The organism is Colwellia sp. MB3u-41 (genome assembly GCF_014076845.1).
GTDB lineage: Bacteria > Pseudomonadota > Gammaproteobacteria > Enterobacterales > Alteromonadaceae > Colwellia_A.
The window spans coordinates 144,155-164,544 of the sequence record NZ_JACGUT010000010.1; the positions used below are offsets into that span (position 1 = coordinate 144,155).

Sequence of the window (20,390 nt, forward strand, 5' to 3'; positions counted from 1 at the left end):
TGCTCTAGTGATAAATTGTAATCAGCCTTAGGTTAACTTCATGTCAAACACATCATCAAAGCAACGTTCCTCTTTTAATTGGCAAGATCCCTTACTACTTGAGTCTTTATTGAGTGAAGAAGAACGGATGATCCGTGATACTGCCCATCAATATTGTCAAGAAAAATTGATGCCTCGCGTCCTCGAAGCAAATCGAAATGAAGTATTTGACGCCAGCATTATGACAGAATTAGGTGACCTGGGTTTATTAGGGTGCACCTTGCCAGAAAAATACGGTTGTTCAGCGGTTAATTATGTAACGTATGGCTTAATTGCCCGAGAAGTTGAGCGAGTGGATAGTGGCTATCGAAGTGCGATGAGCGTTCAGTCTTCATTGGTTATGCATCCTATTCATGCTTATGGTAGTGAAGCGCAACGGATAAAATATTTACCTAAGCTTGCAACAGGAGAATATATTGGCTGTTTCGGGCTAACTGAGCCTAATTCGGGGTCAGACCCTGCAAGTTTAGCTACAAGGGCTAAAGAGGTCGATGGTGGTTATTGCTTAACGGGTAATAAAATGTGGATCACCAACGCCCCCATTGCTGATGTTTTTATTATTTGGGCAAAACTCGAGGGCGTTATTCGTGGTTTTATTCTTGAAAAGGGCATGGCAGGTCTGTCGGCGCCTAAAATTGAAGGTAAATTTTCTTTACGCGCATCGATTACCGGTGAAATTGTGATGGACAATGTGCGAGTGCCTAAAGAAAATATCCTCCCGAATGTTAAAGGTTTATCAGGGCCCTTTGGTTGTTTAAACAAAGCACGTTACGGCATTGCTTGGGGAGCACTGGGTGCTGCTGAGTTCTGTTGGCATGGCGCTCGCCAATATACTTTAGACCGCGAACAGTTCGGTAAGCCACTAGCTGCAACACAACTTATTCAGAAAAAACTAGCGGATATGCAAACCGATATTACCACCGGCTTATTCGCTTGTTTACAGGTAGGACGTTTAATGGATGCTGGGTCGTTATCGCCAGAAGCTATTTCTTTAATAAAGCGTAACTCATGCGGTAAGGCACTTGAAATTGCCCGCAATGCCCGCGACATGCATGGTGGTAATGGTATTAGTGACGAGTTTCATATTATTCGACATATGATGAACTTAGAAGCGGTGAACACTTATGAAGGCACGCACGATGTACACGCCCTAATTTTGGGGCGCGCGCAAACGGGTATTCAAGCTTTTTTTTAGGGGGCGCTAATAAGTTAACGTGACTTTTTATAAATTTGTCTAGGTGAATATAGCGTTAATCGCTTAAAATAAAATTCATTGTAACTACCGTACCGACCCAGATATGATCTCTAGCCGTAAAAAAAATGAAGCAGAATTAGTTTTAGCATTCAAATCCTTATTAAAAGATCAGTGCTACGGTTCGCAAAGTCAGTTAGCAGATGCTTTAGATAAGCAAGGTTTTAAAAATATGTCGCAAGCGAAAATATCTCGTTTGTTGTCAAAACTTGGTGCGGTTAAAATGCGTAACGCCAACACCGAGGTTGTTTATATTTTACCCGACGAGCTTGCCGTACCTAAATCTAAACAATCAATTCAGTCAGTTGTTGTGAGTGTTAAGCACAATAATATGCAAATAATTTTGAAAACGGGTATTGGTGGCGCACCCTTGATTTCAAGAATGTTAGACAGTCTAGGTGAGCCCGCAGGGATTTTAGGGACACTTGCTGGTGACGACACCATATTTATTGCACCGGTTGATATTAATAGAATTGATGAAATTACTCAGCAAATTAGAGACTTATTAGACGTATAGTTAATAAGTGTTAGATAAAGCTTTATATTCAGTTAAAGAGGGCAACAATTATGTTGCCCTCTTTTATTTTGTATTGTTCTATGTTATTTAATATTTTCAATGCTTTAGTTGATATGACACAGGTGTTGTCATATGACATTTGAGAGACTGTCGCTTCATTGACGCAGACTTAACGGCTTAGAAAAGTTTTACTAGCCTCACTTAATTAGTGACAAACAAAGGGATCATCATGCTAAAGAATACAGAAAATAATAAAGATCAGAACATAGCAAATAAAGAGAAAGAGCTTCAAGGAACGGTTAGTTTCAGAAAAGGTTTTAACTATAGCTTTACGGAGGGTGAACATAGTGTTTATTTGAATTGCTCGGCGGTTAATGGCAAAGAGCGACTTTATGTTGATGATGCCTTAGTCTCTAAAAAATGGTCGTTCAGACGTAAATCTATTCATCAGTTTTCTATGGATGATGACCTTTATGAAGTCGAATTACATGTTGTTAATATGCTTACGGGTGAAACTCACTGTACGTTGATCAAAAATGGCGTACATGTAAAAACACTTAAAAAAGCATTAAAGAAAAGTCGCCAACTCAATAAAGATATACTTTGGTGGTTCATCCCAAGTTGCTTTGTAGTGGGTGCACTTTGTGGTTTCTTAGCGGTTAACGTTTTCTTTATGTTGTTTGGTGAATAAGATGGATGTTAATGCTAAAAAAATAAAAGAACTTCGTACGGCCAATGGCTGGACCCAGCAACATTTAGCGGATGCCTGTGCTATTAGCTTAAGAACGGTGCAACGCGTAGAACGTTACGGTAATGCTTCTCAAGATACCGTGCTTGGACTCTCGTCAGTTTTTGAAATAACACAAGCTGAGATAGTTATACCTGAAGCACTTGATGAATCGCTTTTAGACGACGAAGACAATAGTTTTAACCCAAATATGCAAATATTATTTGCGGGGTTATTTGGCGCAATGGTTGGCGCACTGATCATGTTTCTCGTTAAGTAATGACCAGCAGATAAAAAGGATTAACGATCCTCTTTATCTGTGACTTTCATTTTAAAGACAAGAAAATACCCAGCGAGTCTTACTGTAGAAATCCTCTTCAGGCGTTAACAATACATTGTCGATAGAACAGCCTTTCTGCAAACTATTGGCGCGTTGGGTTTCTAAACAAAGTGCAGCGCGTGGCTGGTAACGGCAGTGGTCTTTACCTATTTGGCTACCGTCAATATAATTGGCGGTATATAAAATTAAGCTAGGTTGGTCTGAATAAATACTGATGCAACGTCCAGAGGCTTTTTCAACAGCTTGTGCTGCAAGTATTTCACCGCCTAAAGACTCTTTATTTAAAAGCCAATAATTGTCATAACCCAAACCCATTTTTATTTGTTTATCTTCACCGTTTATTTCATCGCCCAAAGTGCGTAAATCTGTAGCGTTGGTAAAATCATGAGCCGTATCGGTAACGAGCTTTTGTTCACCCGTGGGATAGACCCGTTCACACATCGGTAAAAAATGGTTGGCATTAATATAAACCTGATGATCTAAAATATTGCCGCTGTCATGGCCAGCCAAGTTGAAATAACTGTGCTGCGTTAAATTGACTATGGTGGCTTTATCGGTGTGGGCAAAATATTCAAGTGTGAATTGGTTATCGTCATCTAAAGTATAAATTACTTTAAAAGTAACGGTGCCAGGAAAACCAGCATCACCATCGGGGCTAGTATAGTTAAGTTCAACACTTGCAGACGTCTCTGTTTGAAAAGTATTAGCTTGCCATAATTGTTTGTTAAGCGCCTTTTCTCCGCCATGAAGTTGGCTGTCAGGCGCATTTAACGCAAGCTGAAATGCTTCGTCGTCAATACTAACAGTGCCTTGATCTATTCTTCCTGCATAACGGCCAATAATAGCCCCTAAATAATAAGGGTCGTGTTCATAGCTTTGAATGTTGTCGTAACCTAAAACAATATCAGCAAAAATCCCCTTATTGTCTTGGGTATTTATCGACGTAATAATACCGCCAAAATCAGTGATACTGACCGTCGTTCCCTTTTCATTTTTCAGCGTAAACTGTTGTGTAGTTTCACCACTGGATAATTTTCCAAAAGTAGAGGTCACTATTCTATCTATACTGTTCTTAACGTCTAATTGCTCTTTCACCACTGAACTCCTCTTTCTACAACGCTATTTATTCACCCATACATCTTATTGAAGCTCAGTGGTTAAGCAAATAAAAAATTGTAACGTTTTTAACTCATTTATAAACTATCAAATTGAAATCGTACCTAGGTTATCGCTCGACTGCTTATTTATAAGATTTCAGGGGGCTTGCCTTTTGATAATATGAGGAAATCAATAGGATCAAAAGGCCTGTCATAAAAATGTAATAGTATTCACCTACACTCCAGCAATTAAGGAGTACTCTGTGAAAAATAAACTTTTAGAAATATTAGCAAACAAAGCAGTAACCACCGTTTTTCAACCCATCTTCAATGTACAAAAAAAAATTATCCTCGGCTATGAAGCACTCACGCGTGGGCCAGAAAACACTGAACTGTATTCACCGGATAAACTTTTTTATTTTGCATCACAGTACGACTTAATTTCTGAATTAGAAATACTTTGCCGAGATAAGGCAATAACTCGCTTTGTTGAATTGAAATTACAGGGGAAATTGTTCCTAAATATTAGCCCTTTGGTACTGCTAAGTAAGCATCATCCGCAAGGCGAGACAATCAAATTTGTTCAACAAGCGGGTTTGCGTTGCGATCAAATTGTTATCGAGCTCAGCGAAAAATATCCGGTGCCTAATGACACTATGCTCAGTGAGGCACTGGCGAAATATCGTCAATTTGGCTTTGATGTGGCTATTGATGATTTAGGGGCAGGGTATTCAGGGTTAAAGTTATGGAGTCAGCTTCGCCCTGATATTGTCAAAATTGATCGCTATTTCGTCGAAAACTGCCATCAAGACAGTTTTAAACGCAAATTTCTTAAAGCTATTTTTGACTTAGCACAATCTGCTAAGGCGCAGGTTATTGTTGAAGGAATAGAAACCATTGAAGAATTCGAGTTATTGCAAAGGCTTGGCATGGTTTACGCGCAAGGCTTTTATTTAGCTAAGCCAGCCATCATGCCTATTAGGCATTACCCTAAATATCTTGATGCAGATTATCAATATTACAGGCAAGTACCACAAACAAAGCGCACTTCTCTTGGTTGAACACAGGCGCTTTATATAAGGGCTGACTGTGATTAACGAGATATTATGACCTTACTCATCAATGACTCACGAATTACTCATGAGTGAGGCACCAGAAACTAAAGGTATTATCTTGCAAGTCTTTAACCTGACCTGTTTGGCTGGTTTGATATTTACCGGTAAAAAAATCATAAGGAATATAACAATAGCCTTTATCGCCAAATTCTTCGCCCCATGAGTTTCTAACAATAAAGTGCTGCTTATTATCATCATAACCAACCGCGAGTAACGCATGTCCCCCAAGCCTAATTTCATCAGGAGGTGGCAGGGTAAAAACACCATTTGCCGGCGTTAAATAAAAACTTCTTGGCACCATCATGCCAAAAATAACGGGAAAGCCTTTCGACAAAGACAATTTAAAGTCAATCAAGCCATTATCAAGCGTTAGCTTACAATAACGAGTGATAATATGTTTTTTCGCTTGTGTGAGTGCCTGCACAGAGGGGATTTGTGAAATAGCAGCATGTAACTCGGTTTCATTGTCTTTTAGTGCTTTTGCTATCGCTGCTGTAATTTCTGCAACGCTGCCTGTTCTAATAATATCTTTAATGCTTTTGGGAAATGTTGTTTCAGGATAAGGCCAAGAGACTTCTGAACAAATGCCGTTTTTAAACAAAGATTTAATTCCGTTACGAATAAAAACGGGGGCATTTAAATCAACTTTACCTTCTATTACGCGCTCATTGTAGTAAATGAACATTTGTGAAGCATCGATATTACTGATGTTCTCATTAATAAAAGGCTGATTATCTTTGATTAAATAAAGTTCAGCCGCTACCGCAATAGCACAGGCTGAACATGAATTAAGTAACCCTTGGTTGATTATCTCTGAGGTAAGGCTTTTGCGTAAATCTACCATAGGGAGAATATCTTCAGCCATTTGCGCTTTTAATTTAATTGGGCACGTTATATGGTTGTACTGGGGCGATTTGTCACCGTGATGCAGACAAAATTGGTGATCACGATGATCATGAATATCAGGTTGTACGGTTCTTTTATGCAAGGCTTCCATGTCTTTTCCTGTCACCAGCTGAGTACTCGAACGTTAAAATGCTGTTGCTAAAGGTTTAGGTGCCGATTTACAAATATCTTCCATCATCAACGCAATATAACGGAAGGTTTGAAATGCGCTCATTTCTATTATTCTCATGTGCTCTTCGGTTAACGGTAAAGTATTAATTAAATTGATAATGTCTTTACTGTGATGAATATCAATTTTTGCATGCAACATTACGGTATCAAACCCTGCCGCTGGCATTCCGGAATCTTTAATCATGCCATTTACGTGTTCTTCTTTGAGTGGATAAGTTTCAAGTGATCCCATATAACCAAGGAACGCGATAGGATGATGATGTTTAATCCAGTAATACTGTGAACCGATCATCGCAGCAATATTTGGTGACGGTATACGAGAAAATACTTCTTCACGGCTCATACCTAAAATCCCAAGGTCTCTTACATACCATTCGTCATGATCTTTTTCTTCCACGATATGTTGTTTCATATAAGCAATAAGAGGCGCAGATAAGGGGTCGTTAGGTAAAGCTTCTGCGCAGCGAATAACTTCTTCCATCATTGGAATAGTTGCTCTAGCAACACTGTGGTTCATATGAATAAAGTTAATACAAATGTCTGAAAACTGCGGATGATTTCTAAAGTCATTGTTGGCATGAAATGCCTTTAAACTGATAAATTTTATACTGTCTTGAATACGTTGATAATGGGTAAGTTTTTCTGTCATTGGTCATTCCACGTTACAGTTTACAAATACAGAGCAATGAATAAGGTAACTATTATAAATTGCTCTTTAATCAGGGGATCTAAAAAGGTGCGCCAGTAGTATGTGGGATATCACCTAATTTTTTTGAAATGCTAATGACTTGTTCAACTTCTTCATTGGATAAACTTTCAATCGATTTTTTATGATCGTCATTTAGTTTTTCTTTATCAATAACGTTTGCTTCATGCAGTTTATCAGTATTAGTGCTCATACTTTTTCCTCAAGTAGTAGTAAATTATATGTTTGTCTATTCCTCAACAAGTTAAATTAATCGCTTGAATATCCTAGCTTTACTTTACTTATATTGAGGGAGGAATTAGCTTAGCCTTAAAATAAAAACTAAACAAGAGGGATTATTCAAGATAATTTAAAATGTTAAAGATAGTTTTATGCTTCCCTTATTATTACATTATCCTTGCTTGTTTGATTCTTTTTGGTTTTAATTCAAAGTCTAATAATTCCCGCACCATAATAAAAATAAGATAATTGCTATGCGTTTACTATTCTGTCTGTTTTATTTGTTAATTTCTATTAATTTATATGCAAGTGAATCAACTATTCATTTTAGCCATTTATCCGATGTCGATGGTTTGTCTACCAATACTATTAATGATGTACTTCAAACTAAGGATGCCTTCATTTGGGTAGCAACAGTAAATGGTTTAAATCGTTATGATGGTTATCAATTTAAGGCTTTTCGCCATGATCCTGATAATATTGATACAGTCTCAGACAATTTTATAACGGCTCTGATTGAAGATAAGCAAGGTGGTTTATGGGTAGGTACCAGTGCAGGCGGCTTAAATTATTTTAATGTTAAAACTGAAAAATTTAAACATTATTTTAGTGTGTCAGAAGAAGAAAATAGTATCAGTGATAATTATATAAATAGTGTTTTTCAAGATAGTAATAACACTATTTGGATTGCAACCAAGAACGGCTTAAATAAATTCAATGTAAAAACAAAAACATTTAAACGTTTTATTTATCAAAAAAAGAACACTAAATATAACGACTTTCATTCCATTATAGAAGATAAAAAAGGGATGTTGTGGTTAACGAGCAATCGTGGGGGGCTCACTCAGTTTAACCCCGTAATAGAAACGTTCACCTATTATAGCGATAAGAATAATCAAGTGAACAATATTAACGCTGATCGAGTTAATGCCTTACTTTTAGCTAAAAATGGAGATGTTTGGCTTGGAACTAACCTAGGCATTAGTATATTTGATACCACCGATAAAAAATTTATTGATTTTATTACCCTTCCAGTAAAAGATGGTGTGGCAAATAGTAATATTCATGATATTTACCAAGACAGTAACAATGACTTCTGGATTGGCACTTTTTCAGGGCTTTATAAATATACTGCAGCGATCCAGTCATTTACTCATTTTGAAGAAAATAATAGTGATTCAAGTAGTTTAAGTTTTAATCAAATTACCGATATTTATGAAGATAAAAATTATAATTTATGGGTAGGTACTTATGGTGGAGGGCTTAATAAATTAGCGCTTAATCAATTTAACTTTGCTCATATTCAACATTCAACCACTAATATTAATAGTCTGAGTAATAACCTAGCGTTTGCTATAGCTGAGGATAATTACGATTATTTTTGGTATGGCACTTTTGGTGGTTTAAATAGGTATAATCCTAAAACGCTAACTTTCACTACATTTACCCATGATGCTAATCAAGCTAGTACTATCAGCAGTAATAATGTTTTGTCTGTTTATGTCGACAGTAAAAATAATAAATGGGTCGGTACTTACGATGGCGGCTTAAATAAACTCAGTAATAATTCAAGCGAATTCAAGCATTATCAACACCAAGCGAACGATGCTTCTAGTATTAGTCATAATTCAATTTTATCTATACAAGAAGACTATGCAAATAAATTATGGGTTGGTACTTGGGGGGGGGGATTAAATAAATTCGACACAACAAGTGGAAAATTTAACCGCTTCGTTGCTGATGGAAATGAAAATAGCCTTAGCAATAATACAGTTTGGGACATATATCAAGATCAGAAAAACCGTTTATGGGTTGGCACAGATAATGGTTTAAATTTATATCAAGAAAATAGAGAAAATTTCATCGTATTTAAGCATGACCCTGATAATCGCAATAGCTTGTCTAATAATAAAATAATGACCATTTATCAAGACAAGCAAAATATTTTCTGGTTTGGTACATGGGGGGGGCTTAACAAATATGATGAATCTACAGGGGTATTTACCCACTATCGTGAACAAGATGGGCTGGCTAACGACAGTGTATACGGCATTTTAGAAGATCCCCAAGGCACCTTATGGCTAAGTACCAATAAGGGAATTTCGCATTTTGATCCTAAAACAGAAACTTTTAAAAATTACGATGTTTATGACGGCTTACAAGGGAATGAGTTTAATGGGGGCGCTTATTATAAAAGTAAAACCGGCGAGTTGTTCTTTGGTGGGGTCAATGGCATTAGCCACTTTTTTCCTGAAAGTATTGAGAATGATAATACAATCGCTAATGTTGGTTTGACCGATTTTTTATTAAATAATATATCTGTACCGGTTATTTCGTCAAGCGTTGACGATAACATCGGTGTTGTGAATGAAAATATTTTTAGCCTTGAACAGGCGATAAATCAACTCGATAGTCTCACCCTTTCACATAATGAAAAATTAGTTACTTTTGAATTTTCAGCTCTCCACTTTTCTGAGCCAATGAGTAATAAATATGCTTACACACTTGAAGGTTTTGATGAAAAATGGGTTTATACCGATGCAAAAAACCGCCGAGCCACTTACACCAATTTACCAGCAGGCGATTATGTCTTTCGGGTAAAAGCCAGTAATGGTGACGGCTACTGGAACGAACAAGGAAAGTCATTAAACGTTAAGGTGTTACCCGCGCCATGGCTTTCTTGGTGGGCGTTTACTTTTTATTTTATTGTCGGTATTGGCGCGCTAATCTCTTATATTTATCGTTTGAATTACCAACGTTTAAAAGAGCAAGCCATTAATTTACGTTTAACCCGCGTTGATAAATTGAAAGATGAATTTTTAGCCAATACTTCCCATGAGTTACGTACGCCCTTAAACGGTATTATTGGTTTAGCTGAATCGTTAATCGACGGTGTGGCAGGGCAATTACCTGATAAAGCCAATCACGATTTATCTATGGTAGTGGCAAGTGGTCGGCGTTTGTCTAACTTAGTGAACGATATTTTAGATTTCGCTAAGTTAAAAAACCATGGTTTGCAGATCCACACTTCAGCAATTGATATTAACAGCATGATTGATGTGGTATTCACGTTATCTCGTGCAACATTAAAAATCAAAAATTTAGTGCTAGTCAATAATATTGCCAGCGATTTTCCTGCGGTAGAAGCAGATGAAGACCGACTCCAGCAAATTCTTTTTAATATTGTCGGTAACGCGATTAAATTTACCGAGTCAGGCACTATTACTGTTTCAGCCCAACTCGTTGGTAATAGTGAAAGTGACGAGCAACAGTTTGTTTGTATTGATATTACCGATACCGGTATCGGTATCGCCGCAGAAAATTTATCAACCATTTTCGAATCTTTTGAACAAATATCAGGAGATGAAACACGCGGTGCCAGTGGTACAGGTTTAGGTTTAGCGGTATCTAAACAGTTAGTTGAATTACATGGTGGCAAAATCACCGTAAGCTCTACACTTAATAAAGGGAGTACCTTTAGTTTTACTTTACCTGTTTATACGCTTGATGGCCGTGAGATTGGTGAATCGTCGACCCTGTTTGATGGAAAAAACGAGCAAACTAAACAGCAATTGTCACGTTTACAGGCGTTAGATGACACCATAGAATACTTCCCCCTCGACAATGAATTCAATAAAGCTGTAAGTGGCTCTATTACAAGTAAAGATAATCGTGATTTTAGGGTATTGATTGTTGATGACGATGCGATTAATCGGCAAGTGCTACATAATTATTTATTGCCGCTTAACTATCAATTGTTTCAGGCCAATGGCGGTGAACAAGCATTAGCGTTTATTGAAAAAGCGAGTGAAGGTCTTCCTGAAGGAGAACGTCCGTTTGATTTGATTTTACTTGATATTATGATGCCAAAGGTTTCAGGTTATGAAGTGTGTAGAAAGCTTCGTGAAACTTATTTAGTGAACGAATTACCAGTGATTTTCTTAACCGCTAAAAATCAGGTCGTCGATTTAGTTGAAAGCTTTGCTGCTGGTGGTAATGACTATTTAACCAAACCTATTTCGAAGCACGAACTGTTATCTCGTGTAGAAACGCATTTAACCTTACTTGATATCAATCGGAGTTTAGAGCAAAAAGTGGCTGAACGAACCGTTGAACTTGAACATGCGATGCAAGCGAAAGGCGAGTTCTTGGCAAAAATGAGTCATGAAATTCGCACACCGATGAATGCTATTATTGGTTTAGGTTATTTAACACTTAAAACAGATTTAGATCCCCATCAGAAAGACCTAATTGGAAAAACGCAAGATGCCTCGCAAGCACTTTTAGGGCTAATTAACGATATTCTCGACTTCTCAAAAATAGAAGCAGGTAAAATGTCGGTAGAATCTGTCACCGTGAATATGAGCGGATTGATTAAGAAAACCAATAATATTTGTGCCTTGCGTGCGCATGCTAAAAACTTAGAACTTATTGTAAAAGTACACAGTGATGTGCCAACACATATTAAGTCTGATCCGATACGCTTGCAGCAAATTCTGGTGAACTTAGTGAGTAATGCAATAAAGTTTACTGACCAAGGTCATATTCTTATTGAAGTCGGTTTGGCTAAACAGCCATTAACTAAAGATGACGATAGCCAATTAATACTTGAGTTCAGTGTTTCTGATACCGGTATCGGTTTAGAAACAGCGACAATGAATAACCTCTTTCAATCGTTTACGCAAGCGGACAGTTCTATTACTCGTAAATTTGGTGGTACGGGTTTAGGTCTCTCAATTTGTAAAGAGCTGAGCGGCTTAATGGGCGGTGAAGTTTGGGTTGAGAGTACGTTAGGTGAAGGCAGTAAATTTAGTTTTAATATCGTCTGTGAAAAAAGCGATTTGCCCGTGAGTAAATTGGAAAATATTGATGCTATTAAAGGACTCAATATTTTAGTAGTTGATGACAACGAGCTTTGTTTAAATGTGATCACTGAATTATTACAAGAGTTTCATTGTGAAATTACTGCCGTTGAAAGTGCAGAAAAAGCATTAGAGCTGTTAGCCACAGCAAAAAGTAATGATGAATCTTACGACTTAGTTATTACCGATTGGCGTATGCCTAATATGGATGGCATTGCCTTTGCAAAAGCCATACAAGATGATAAAAACCTTTACGACGTTCGAGCCGTATTAATGGTAACTGCTTTCGATAAAAATGATGCTATGCCGTTAGCGAGTTCCGCTGGTATTGATGGCTTTTTAGAAAAACCCGTTAATGCTACGGTGCTTTTAGAGGCGATGATGTACGCATTAAAAATTGATCTTGATGAAGATTTTTATAATATGAAAAATGCGAGTTTAATGGATTTCTCATCAACAGATATATTGTTAGTTGAAGACAATGAATTAAACCAACAAGTGGTGTTAGGCTTTTTAGAAGATACCAAAGCTAAGGTCGATGTCGCGAGTAATGGTTTAATTGCCTTAGAAAAGTTAGCCAATAAAAACTATGACCTTGTCTTGATGGATATACAAATGCCTGAAATGGATGGTGTAACCGCAACACAAGAAATTAGAAAACAAGCTCGATTTAACGCGCTGCCTATTATTGCTATGACCGCCCACGCGATGCCTAACGAACTGAACAAATGTTTAGACGTAGGGATGAATGAATACTTTACTAAACCCATAGATCCCAATGCTCTATTTAGCCTAATGGCAAAATACTTAAGTGATAAAATTAATGGGGTGCAAAATAAGAATGATCATTGCACAGAAAAATCGTCTGATATTGCTGAGTTGGTTATTGAACCACCTGGCGAGACGTTAATGGAACGTATTACAAAACTGACCTGTTTAGACAGTAAAAAAGCCTTGTTGGCTATGGGCGGCAGGCAGCATATTTATCAGAAGTTGGTCATTGATTTTTATAAAAGTACAAAAGTATTGCATGTGGAATTAGAGCAGGCTTATCAAGATAAAGACTTTAATACATTATATCGACTTGCTCATTCTTTAAAATCAAATGCTGCTTATATTGGTGCTTATCATTTAGCGGATTTGTCGGCTGAATTAGAAGGTCAGATAAAAGATCAACCAGAAAAAAGTGCGTCGTTCATAAAGCTGCTCATTAACGAACATCAAATAATATTGTCGGCTTTAACGACTTTAACGGATCAAGACATTAGCGCTTCTTTAGGTGAACAACCTAAAGTATCGCTTAATAAAGAGTTGCTGACGGTGTTACTTAATTCTATGGTGTACTTACTTGAGCAAGAAGATGCTGAAGTAGAAGATTTATTACCGACATTGGCAGAGTATACTCAAGGTAGTGATCTCGGCAGTCTCGTTGATAATATTGTCGAATTAATTGAAGATGTTGAATATGCTAGCGCATTAAAATGTATCGAAGCATTAAAAAATAAACTAGTATCGTAAGCATGAAAACTTTAGAGCAAAGCATATTAATTGTTGATGACGATAAAGCAAATCGCAAAATGCTGAAAGAGTTGTTACAAGAACAAGCAAAAATTATTTTTGCAAAAAACGGTCAACAAGCCAAAAAACTGGCTATAAAACATGTGCCTGACCTTATTCTATTAGATGTGGTTATGCCTGATTTATCTGGTTTTGAGGTCATTGATATTTTAAAAAATGATCCTGAAACGATGAATATTTCCGTGATTTTTATCACCGGCTTAGCCAATGACGACGATGAAGAGCGTGGCTTTAATTTAGGGGGCTGTGACTATATTTATAAACCCTTTAAATCGAACATTGTTATAGCACGAGTGATGATGCATTTAGAGTTGATTCGTCAACGAAAAATGCTAGACGAAATAGCCCATATCGATGCTTTAACCGGGGTTAATAATCGCCGTAAAATGGATGTTGTTCTAAAAGAGGAAGTGGCTGCTATCAAGCAAGAAAACACGACGTTATTAGTGGGCCTTATCGATATAGACTACTTCAAGCAATATAACGATAACTACGGCCATGGTGCTGGCGATGTAGCATTAAGACAAGTTGGACAGGCACTGCGTGAAATTTGTTTACGACCACGAGATTTTGTTGCGCGTTATGGCGGTGAAGAATTTGTTATTATTTTACCTGATTGTGATAAAGCAAGCGCTGACATTATGCTCAGCAATATTGATCAAGCTATAAAAGACAAAATGATTAAACATGAATACTCTAGTGTGTCTAAGCAGTTAACGGTTAGTGTGGGTGCCGTTGTTGTGAATTCATCAGAGTCAGCTTTTGTCGCTGGTATTATGAAAAAAGTTGATACCTTATTATACCAGGCGAAAAATAACGGTCGAAATCAGTGGTGTATTGCTGAATTGTATTAACTGTTTTTTTATATAAAAAACCTGATATTATTCACTTTCTTTAATCCAATATTTTACTAAACTTAAAACAACGACATTAAGTGAGCTTTACCATTGTCTACTCCTAAAATAGGCCACTTCAAAATATAAGGCATTAGATAGCCAACAATATATCCTGCAGCTTGAGCAAGAAATTGCTGGAAGGAAACGTTCTGAAAAACTTCATCACGCGCTATTTAAAGTAACGTCGGTAGATTATAACAATAATAATCTCGATTCATTTTATCAAACCGTTCATAACACCATTGCTGAACTCATTTATTCAAAGAATTTCTTTATTGCTTTATATAGTGAATAAGACCTAATTTTAACGATCCCCTACTTTATTAACGAGAAAGACGAGCAAGATGTTGTTGATAGAAAGTGGCTAATGGCAAGGTAGTTAGTTCCTATGTCATCAGAAACCGCAAAGCGCAATTATTAGATATTACGTAAATAAATAAGCTTATTACGCATGGGGAGATAGAATAAGTTATTGGTTCAAAAGACTTTATCTCATGGGTGGGGCACCGATGATTTTAGCTAACTTTTTACACGGGGTAATTGTGATTCAAAGTTACGATAAAGATATTATTTATAACAAAGACGATCTTATGCTGCTTAACTTTGTGGCGCAACATGTCGCGAATACTATTGATACATTGGTAAATAGCCAGTAGCGAAAAGAATCTCAGTTAAAAATGGCTAAGCAACATCGTCTGCTTGAGCAAAAAATAGAGATTTTAAGCGAGCTATTAAATAATTGAAGACAACTCAAGAAGTACTGATACAAAAAGAAAAGATGCTCTCATTAGGTGGTCTTGTGGCGGGGATTGCACATGAAATTAATACTCCGTTAGGGATTTGCGTCACGGGTGTTAGCCATTTATAAGAAGAGTATAAAATAGTGAAGCGTTCGGTCGATAATAAATCAATTACAGAACTACAATTGATGAATTTTTTGAAGATATTGAAGAGGTGCTGACGATTCTTGCCATGAACATTTAGCGTAGTGCATTGCTAGTGAATAGTTTTAAGTAAGTTGCTGTAGATCAATTATCTAATGAGATACAAAATATTAATGTACTTCAATATATTGATGAAATTATTTTATCATTAAGACCAACATTAAAAAGCCCCCTAATAACTGATAATGTTAATGCAGGAGCTATTTCACAAATATTCAGTAATTTAATTTTAAATTCCGTAAATCATGCTTTTACCAAAGGTGCTAAAGGTAGTGTGCTTATCTAAGTATATATGAAGAAAGGGAGTATTATTATTAGATATCGAGATGATGATACAGGTATTGATGATAAAGCGTTTAAGTTACTTTTTGAAATCTTCTACACGAAAAAAAGAGGAGAAGGGTGCATTTTTTTAGGAACACACTCAGTTGTTAGTGCGATTAACGGTTAAAAGCCAAGTAGGTAAATACTGAGCTTATCTGATTAAATTTCTTATGGCTTAACTTTTTGGCTTTTCAGCAATGGTAACTGATACTTCTAATAATTTTTTGTTTCTAACTAACTTAAAAGTCAGCGTTGTGCCAGGTTTTGTTTCTGCAACAATGTCGAGGGCTTGTGGAAATGAATTGATCGCGACATTATCTATTTCATAAATAATGTCGCCTGGTTTCAAGCCAGCTTTAAATGCGGGGCTGTTCTCTTCAACAGCATCAATAGCAAAACCTTTCATTGTATTGAGTGATTGTGAAACAGTTACCCCTAAATAACCACGAATAACTCTGCCATTGGCAATAATCTTCATCATCACTTTATGGGCAAGTGAATAGGGGACGGCGAAAAATATGCCTTGAATACTTCTTTCTTGATTGGTGAACTTCCTTGAATTAATGCCCACTAATTCGCCGTTAGTATTTATCAATGCACCGCCAGAGTTACCTTCGTTGATTGCGGCATCCATTTGTAATAACTCTAAGTAATTAATAACACTTAAACCACTCCGACCTGTTGCACTAATAACACCTTGGGTGACTGTTTGTCCTAAATTGAACGGATTACCTATCGCAAGGACGACATCACCAACAAGTGACTGTAAGTTAGCTCTTTGGGGGATCACAGGTAAATTGCTTGTTTCAACTTTAAGTACGGCTAAGTCAGTGTAAGCATCGAAGCCAATTAATTCTGCAGGAAATTGTTGACCATTCTGGAGTAACACCGTGATTAAGTCAGCATTTTGCACTACATGATAATTCGTTAAAATGTAACCATCGGCATGCATGATAACACCTGACCCTAAGTTAGTAGGTCTTCTTGCTTTTGCTCGATATACGGGGTTTGAATTTATTTCTTCAGAATAAATATTCACCACAGCTGGACTAGCGGTGCTGACAGCTTTTGCATAAGACAGTGGTTGTTGGGGTTGCTGTTGATTTTTTTGAAGTACTTGCAAAGTATTCGTGCGTAGCTCGGGTACTAATAGGAGTAAAGCAACAGCTATCATTACACCATAACTGGCTGGGCGAACAATATATTTTATTAGGTTGATTATGTTCAAAATAATTTTTATTATAAGTATGTAATATCATTAATCATAGCATAAGCTTAGTTAAATTTTATAGTTTCAAAATAGTATTACTCATAAAAAAGGCTCATAAAGAGCCTTTAAATTAATTTTGAGGTTTACTTTTTAGCGTTAGCGGATCATTAAAAATAATGTGCTATTACCTCTGATAATATTTATCGCGAAAACACCTTTATTATCATTTAAGTAACTACGCAATTCACCTATCGACTTTATACGTGTGCGGTTTATTCCACTGATAATATCACCTTTTTGAAGGCCAATGAAAGCTGCTGGACTTCCCTCTGCTACTGATTTTATATCAATACCTCGACCATTTTCGCTATTTTCAAGCTCAGCGCCGTCTAACATTTTGTGGATGCTGGCGGCTTCGACTTTGGCTGTTTCTTGCTTTTTAAGGGTAACGTTATAGGTTTTTTCAGAGCCATCTTTTTTTATTACGGTTAATTCGACACTCTTACCTGCGCCAATTGTGCCTATTTTTCCTCGTATTGCAGCAAAGGTCTTCACCATTTTTCCATTAACTTTAGTAATAACATCACCAGACTCAATACCGGCTTCGTCAGCTGCTGAGCCAACTTCTACTTGCTCAATAAAACCACCTTGGCTTGATTCAAGCTCTAAAGCTTCAGCGATTTCACCATTGACACTACGTCCTAATACACCTAGTACTCCGCGGCGTACTTCACCAAATTCAATGAGCTGTTTAACGATGTTGTCGACCATATTGCTTGGTATAGCAAAGCCAATACCAACATTTCCACCATTTGGACCTAAGATAGCCGTATTAATACCGACAAGTTTTCCTTGTAAGTTAATTAATGCCCCTCCTGAATTACCACTATTAATCGCGGCATCAGTTTGAATGAAGTCTTCATAATTTTGCGCGTTTAATCCACTACGCCCTAAGGCACTTATAATACCCGAGGTTACGGTTTGACCTAAACCAAAAGGGCTACCAATAGCGACAGCAAAGTCTCCAACACGTATGTTATCTGAGTCGGCGAGCTTTACTTCTATTAAGTCTTTGGCCTCTATTTGCAGTAAAGCGATATCACTACTGGCATCAGAGCCAATTTTTTTCGCTGTAATTTGACGACCGTCTTTTAAGGTTATTTGAATTTCGTCAGCTTCATTAATTACATGGCTGTTAGTAACTATGTAACCTTGTTCAGCATCGATAATGACACCGGAACCCAAACCTCGAAATTCTCGCTTTCTTGATTGGTTTTGATTTTGATTGGGGTTACCAAAGAAAAATTTAAAGGCTTCTGGTACTTTTGACTTTTCTACATGAGTACCCGTAACAGAAATTAATACAACACCTGGCGTTACCTTTTCTAGCATGGGCGCTAAACTTGGCATTTGTTGGCTATTAACGGAAAAAGGTAAATTTGCGTGGACGGGCAAACTGGCAAAGGCAATAGAGCCTGATAATAAAATACTTGTTGCTAAAAAAGACAGTTTTTTCATAAATGAGACAACCTTTCTATAAATATAATGATTTAATGTAATTTATATACCTAACTAAAGACCTGCGCTGTTTATGTTAGTTCAAGATAGCCTTACCCTACATTTGTAACACTTTGTTTCTTGTCAGCAAAAAGGCCACTGGCTTGATCTGAATAGTCACGTGGTGGCTCAGTACCCAATTCTTCATTTTTACGTTCGGCTTTGCTGTGGCGTAATGATACGGTTTGAGCAAGTTGATCTTGAGTTTCTTTTGAGAAAAATGGCATGCCGTCAACTTCTAAAGGTGTTGCTTTTTTTAGCAATTGCGTACTTTTTTCCATTTGTTTCATTGCCGTTTGACAGGTGCTATTCATTTTATCTAATAGTTTTGTCGAATCATCTAAATGTTCGGCAACGTCTAGTTTATACTGTGTTAAAGCGGTTTCACTATTACTGACACGTTCACTGAGTTTTTGATTGTCTTTGACTGAGGCAGATAAAAAACGACTAGCAACAAAACCCATTGCCGTACCGACGATTAAAAGAAAAATTGCTAAAACTATATCCATAGTGTGGAACCCTCGTTATATTCGATAAAAATTAGTAAAAATATATTAACTTATTTTGTATAATAGCGCTTCTGTTCGCGCTTACCTAATGAATATGATTGCGAATTTGTTAATTTCAAGAAAATATTCCATTAGTCCTTCAAAGACTCTGTGTAACAAAATATAAGTGGCCAATAAATGATCAAGCTTTCACCTTTAGATAAGTATAATCAAGATTTAACCCGTGATGATTTTTTATATGACGAGGCGCAAGAAAACGCAGTAAAAAATTTACAGCGCTTGTACGAAGATCTTCAAAATAAACCCTTGCCTGTTGAAGGATTTAAAAAAGTACTCAATCGCTGGAAGCGGATTGTTTCAAAATCGGAAATTAAAACCATTCAGGGACTTTATTTTTGGGGGGGCGTTGGCCGCGGAAAAACTTACTTAGTTGATACATTCTATGATTGTCTGCCTTTTGAAAATAAAATGCGTGTTCACTTTCATCGCTTTATGCATCGGGTTCATCAAGAATTAAAAACCTTAACAGGACAAGCTGATCCCTTAAAAATAATAGCGAAACGTTTTGCTGACGAAACCTGCATTATTTGTTTTGATGAATTTTTTGTTTCTGATATCACCGATGCAATGATCCTCGGATCTTTATTTGAAGAGCTGTTTGCCCATAACGTTACACTCGTAGCAACGTCGAATATTATCCCTAATGATCTTTACCATAATGGTTTACAACGTGAGCGATTTTTACCTGCGATTAATCTTATTAATCAGCACTGTGATGTGGTTAATGTTGATAGCGGAATTGATTATCGTTTACGTACTTTAGAGCAAGCTGAAATTTTTCATTCACCACTTGATGCTCAAGCCAGTGATAATTTAGCTGAATACTTTACACAACTTTCTGTGAATCTAGGAAATAAAAACGTTGATATCGCAATAAACGGCCGCCCACTTCTTGCGATTGAAGAATCTGACGGTATTGTGCATTTTGATTTTTCAGTATTGTGTGAGTCAGCACGTAGCCAAACTGATTATATGGAATTAAGTCGTTTATATCACACGGTACTATTAGCCAACGTAAAACAGATGAGTGTCGAGCGCGAAGACGCGGCACGTCGTTTTATTGCGCTGGTTGATGAATTTTATGAGCGTAATGTGAAATTAATTATTTCTGCAGAAGTCGATATGGAAAATTTATACAGTCATGGTGGTCTAGTATTTGAATTCAAACGTTGTTTAAGTCGTTTACAAGAAATGCAGTCCCATGATTATTTAGCAAGTAAACATTTACCCTAAGTTCAATTGGAAAAAATTTATCCTAAGATTTATTGTTTAACAGATAAAAGTGTAAATAAAGTGCAATTGATTGTGATTTATACGTGATCTTATAGGATAACTTCTGTATAATTCGCGCTCCCTGCGTT

Annotated in this window: 16 protein-coding genes; 9 read left to right on the forward strand and 7 right to left on the reverse strand. The window is 36.8% G+C overall.

The window, feature by feature from the left end; all coding sequences use genetic code 11:
• Positions 1 to 40 precede the first annotated feature (40 nt).
• From H4J73_RS00960 to H4J73_RS00975, 4 genes are all read left to right on the forward strand, one after another.
• Positions 41 to 1,234: an acyl-CoA dehydrogenase gene (locus H4J73_RS00960; protein ID WP_182179183.1), complete on the forward strand. Its 1,194-nt coding sequence runs from the start codon at positions 41 to 43 to the stop codon at positions 1,232 to 1,234.
• A gap of 103 nt (positions 1,235 to 1,337) precedes the next feature.
• Positions 1,338 to 1,808: a transcriptional regulator ArgR gene (gene argR / locus H4J73_RS00965; protein ID WP_220460025.1), complete on the forward strand. Its 471-nt coding sequence runs from the start codon at positions 1,338 to 1,340 to the stop codon at positions 1,806 to 1,808.
• 229 nt (positions 1,809 to 2,037) lie between these two features.
• Positions 2,038 to 2,499 carry a hypothetical protein gene (locus H4J73_RS00970; RefSeq protein WP_182179185.1) on the forward strand — a complete coding sequence of 154 codons (462 nt, stop codon included), beginning with the start codon at positions 2,038 to 2,040 and terminating at the stop codon, positions 2,497 to 2,499.
• 1 nt (position 2,500) lies between these two features.
• Complete coding sequence (locus H4J73_RS00975) at positions 2,501 to 2,815, forward strand: helix-turn-helix domain-containing protein (RefSeq protein WP_182223825.1); 315 nt, start codon at positions 2,501 to 2,503, stop codon at positions 2,813 to 2,815.
• 51 nt (positions 2,816 to 2,866) lie between these two features.
• Here the strand turns inward: H4J73_RS00975 and H4J73_RS00980 are convergent, their stop codons facing one another.
• Positions 2,867 to 3,970, reverse strand: coding sequence for an aldose epimerase family protein (locus tag H4J73_RS00980; protein ID WP_182179189.1), 1,104 nt, complete (start codon positions 3,968 to 3,970; stop codon positions 2,867 to 2,869).
• Positions 3,971 to 4,235: 265 nt separating this feature from the next.
• Here H4J73_RS00980 and H4J73_RS00985 point away from each other — a divergent pair, with 265 nt between their 5' ends.
• The gene (locus H4J73_RS00985) at positions 4,236 to 5,033 is read left to right on the forward strand and encodes an EAL domain-containing protein (RefSeq protein ID WP_182179191.1); all 798 of its coding nucleotides are present in this window, start codon (positions 4,236 to 4,238) and stop codon (positions 5,031 to 5,033) included.
• A 73-nt stretch (positions 5,034 to 5,106) separates the two neighbouring features.
• Here the strand turns inward: H4J73_RS00985 and H4J73_RS00990 are convergent, their stop codons facing one another.
• The 3 genes from H4J73_RS00990 to H4J73_RS01000 all read right to left on the reverse strand — a co-directional run bounded on the left by H4J73_RS00990 (position 5,107) and on the right by H4J73_RS01000 (position 7,063).
• Positions 5,107 to 6,084 (reverse strand): C1 family peptidase, encoded by a 978-nt coding sequence (locus H4J73_RS00990; RefSeq protein ID WP_220460026.1) that lies wholly within the window; start codon positions 6,082 to 6,084, stop codon positions 5,107 to 5,109.
• 33 nt (positions 6,085 to 6,117) lie between these two features.
• Positions 6,118 to 6,813: an iron-containing redox enzyme family protein gene (locus tag H4J73_RS00995; protein WP_182223824.1), complete on the reverse strand. Its 696-nt coding sequence runs from the start codon at positions 6,811 to 6,813 to the stop codon at positions 6,118 to 6,120.
• A 79-nt stretch (positions 6,814 to 6,892) separates the two neighbouring features.
• The gene (locus H4J73_RS01000; protein WP_182179195.1) at positions 6,893 to 7,063 is read right to left on the reverse strand and encodes a hypothetical protein; all 171 of its coding nucleotides are present in this window, start codon (positions 7,061 to 7,063) and stop codon (positions 6,893 to 6,895) included.
• A gap of 280 nt (positions 7,064 to 7,343) precedes the next feature.
• Between H4J73_RS01000 and H4J73_RS01005 the strand changes: the two genes are divergently transcribed.
• The 3 genes from H4J73_RS01005 to H4J73_RS01015 all read left to right on the forward strand — a co-directional run bounded on the left by H4J73_RS01005 (position 7,344) and on the right by H4J73_RS01015 (position 15,081).
• Positions 7,344 to 13,469 (forward strand): response regulator, encoded by a 6,126-nt coding sequence (locus tag H4J73_RS01005; protein ID WP_182223823.1) that lies wholly within the window; start codon positions 7,344 to 7,346, stop codon positions 13,467 to 13,469.
• Between the two features lie 2 nt (positions 13,470 to 13,471).
• Positions 13,472 to 14,383, forward strand: a complete 912-nt coding sequence (locus tag H4J73_RS01010; protein WP_182179204.1) for a diguanylate cyclase domain-containing protein — start codon at positions 13,472 to 13,474, stop codon at positions 14,381 to 14,383.
• A 551-nt stretch (positions 14,384 to 14,934) separates the two neighbouring features.
• A complete protein-coding gene (locus H4J73_RS01015) occupies positions 14,935 to 15,081 on the forward strand; it encodes a hypothetical protein (protein WP_182179206.1) in 147 nt (48 codons plus the stop codon).
• A gap of 787 nt (positions 15,082 to 15,868) precedes the next feature.
• On the opposite strand, the gene H4J73_RS01020 is transcribed toward H4J73_RS01015, so the two are convergent.
• From H4J73_RS01020 to H4J73_RS01030, 3 genes are all read right to left on the reverse strand, one after another.
• A complete protein-coding gene (locus H4J73_RS01020; protein WP_220460027.1) occupies positions 15,869 to 16,921 on the reverse strand; it encodes a trypsin-like peptidase domain-containing protein in 1,053 nt (350 codons plus the stop codon).
• Positions 16,922 to 17,059: 138 nt separating this feature from the next.
• Positions 17,060 to 18,421: a Do family serine endopeptidase gene (locus tag H4J73_RS01025; RefSeq protein ID WP_182223822.1), complete on the reverse strand. Its 1,362-nt coding sequence runs from the start codon at positions 18,419 to 18,421 to the stop codon at positions 17,060 to 17,062.
• A gap of 92 nt (positions 18,422 to 18,513) precedes the next feature.
• Complete coding sequence (locus tag H4J73_RS01030; protein ID WP_182179210.1) at positions 18,514 to 18,969, reverse strand: YhcB family protein; 456 nt, start codon at positions 18,967 to 18,969, stop codon at positions 18,514 to 18,516.
• A 177-nt stretch (positions 18,970 to 19,146) separates the two neighbouring features.
• Between H4J73_RS01030 and zapE the strand changes: the two genes are divergently transcribed.
• Entirely contained in the window at positions 19,147 to 20,262 is a 1,116-nt protein-coding gene (zapE, locus tag H4J73_RS01035) for a cell division protein ZapE (RefSeq protein ID WP_182179212.1), read from the forward strand.
• The last annotated feature ends 128 nt before the right edge of the window (positions 20,263 to 20,390 follow it).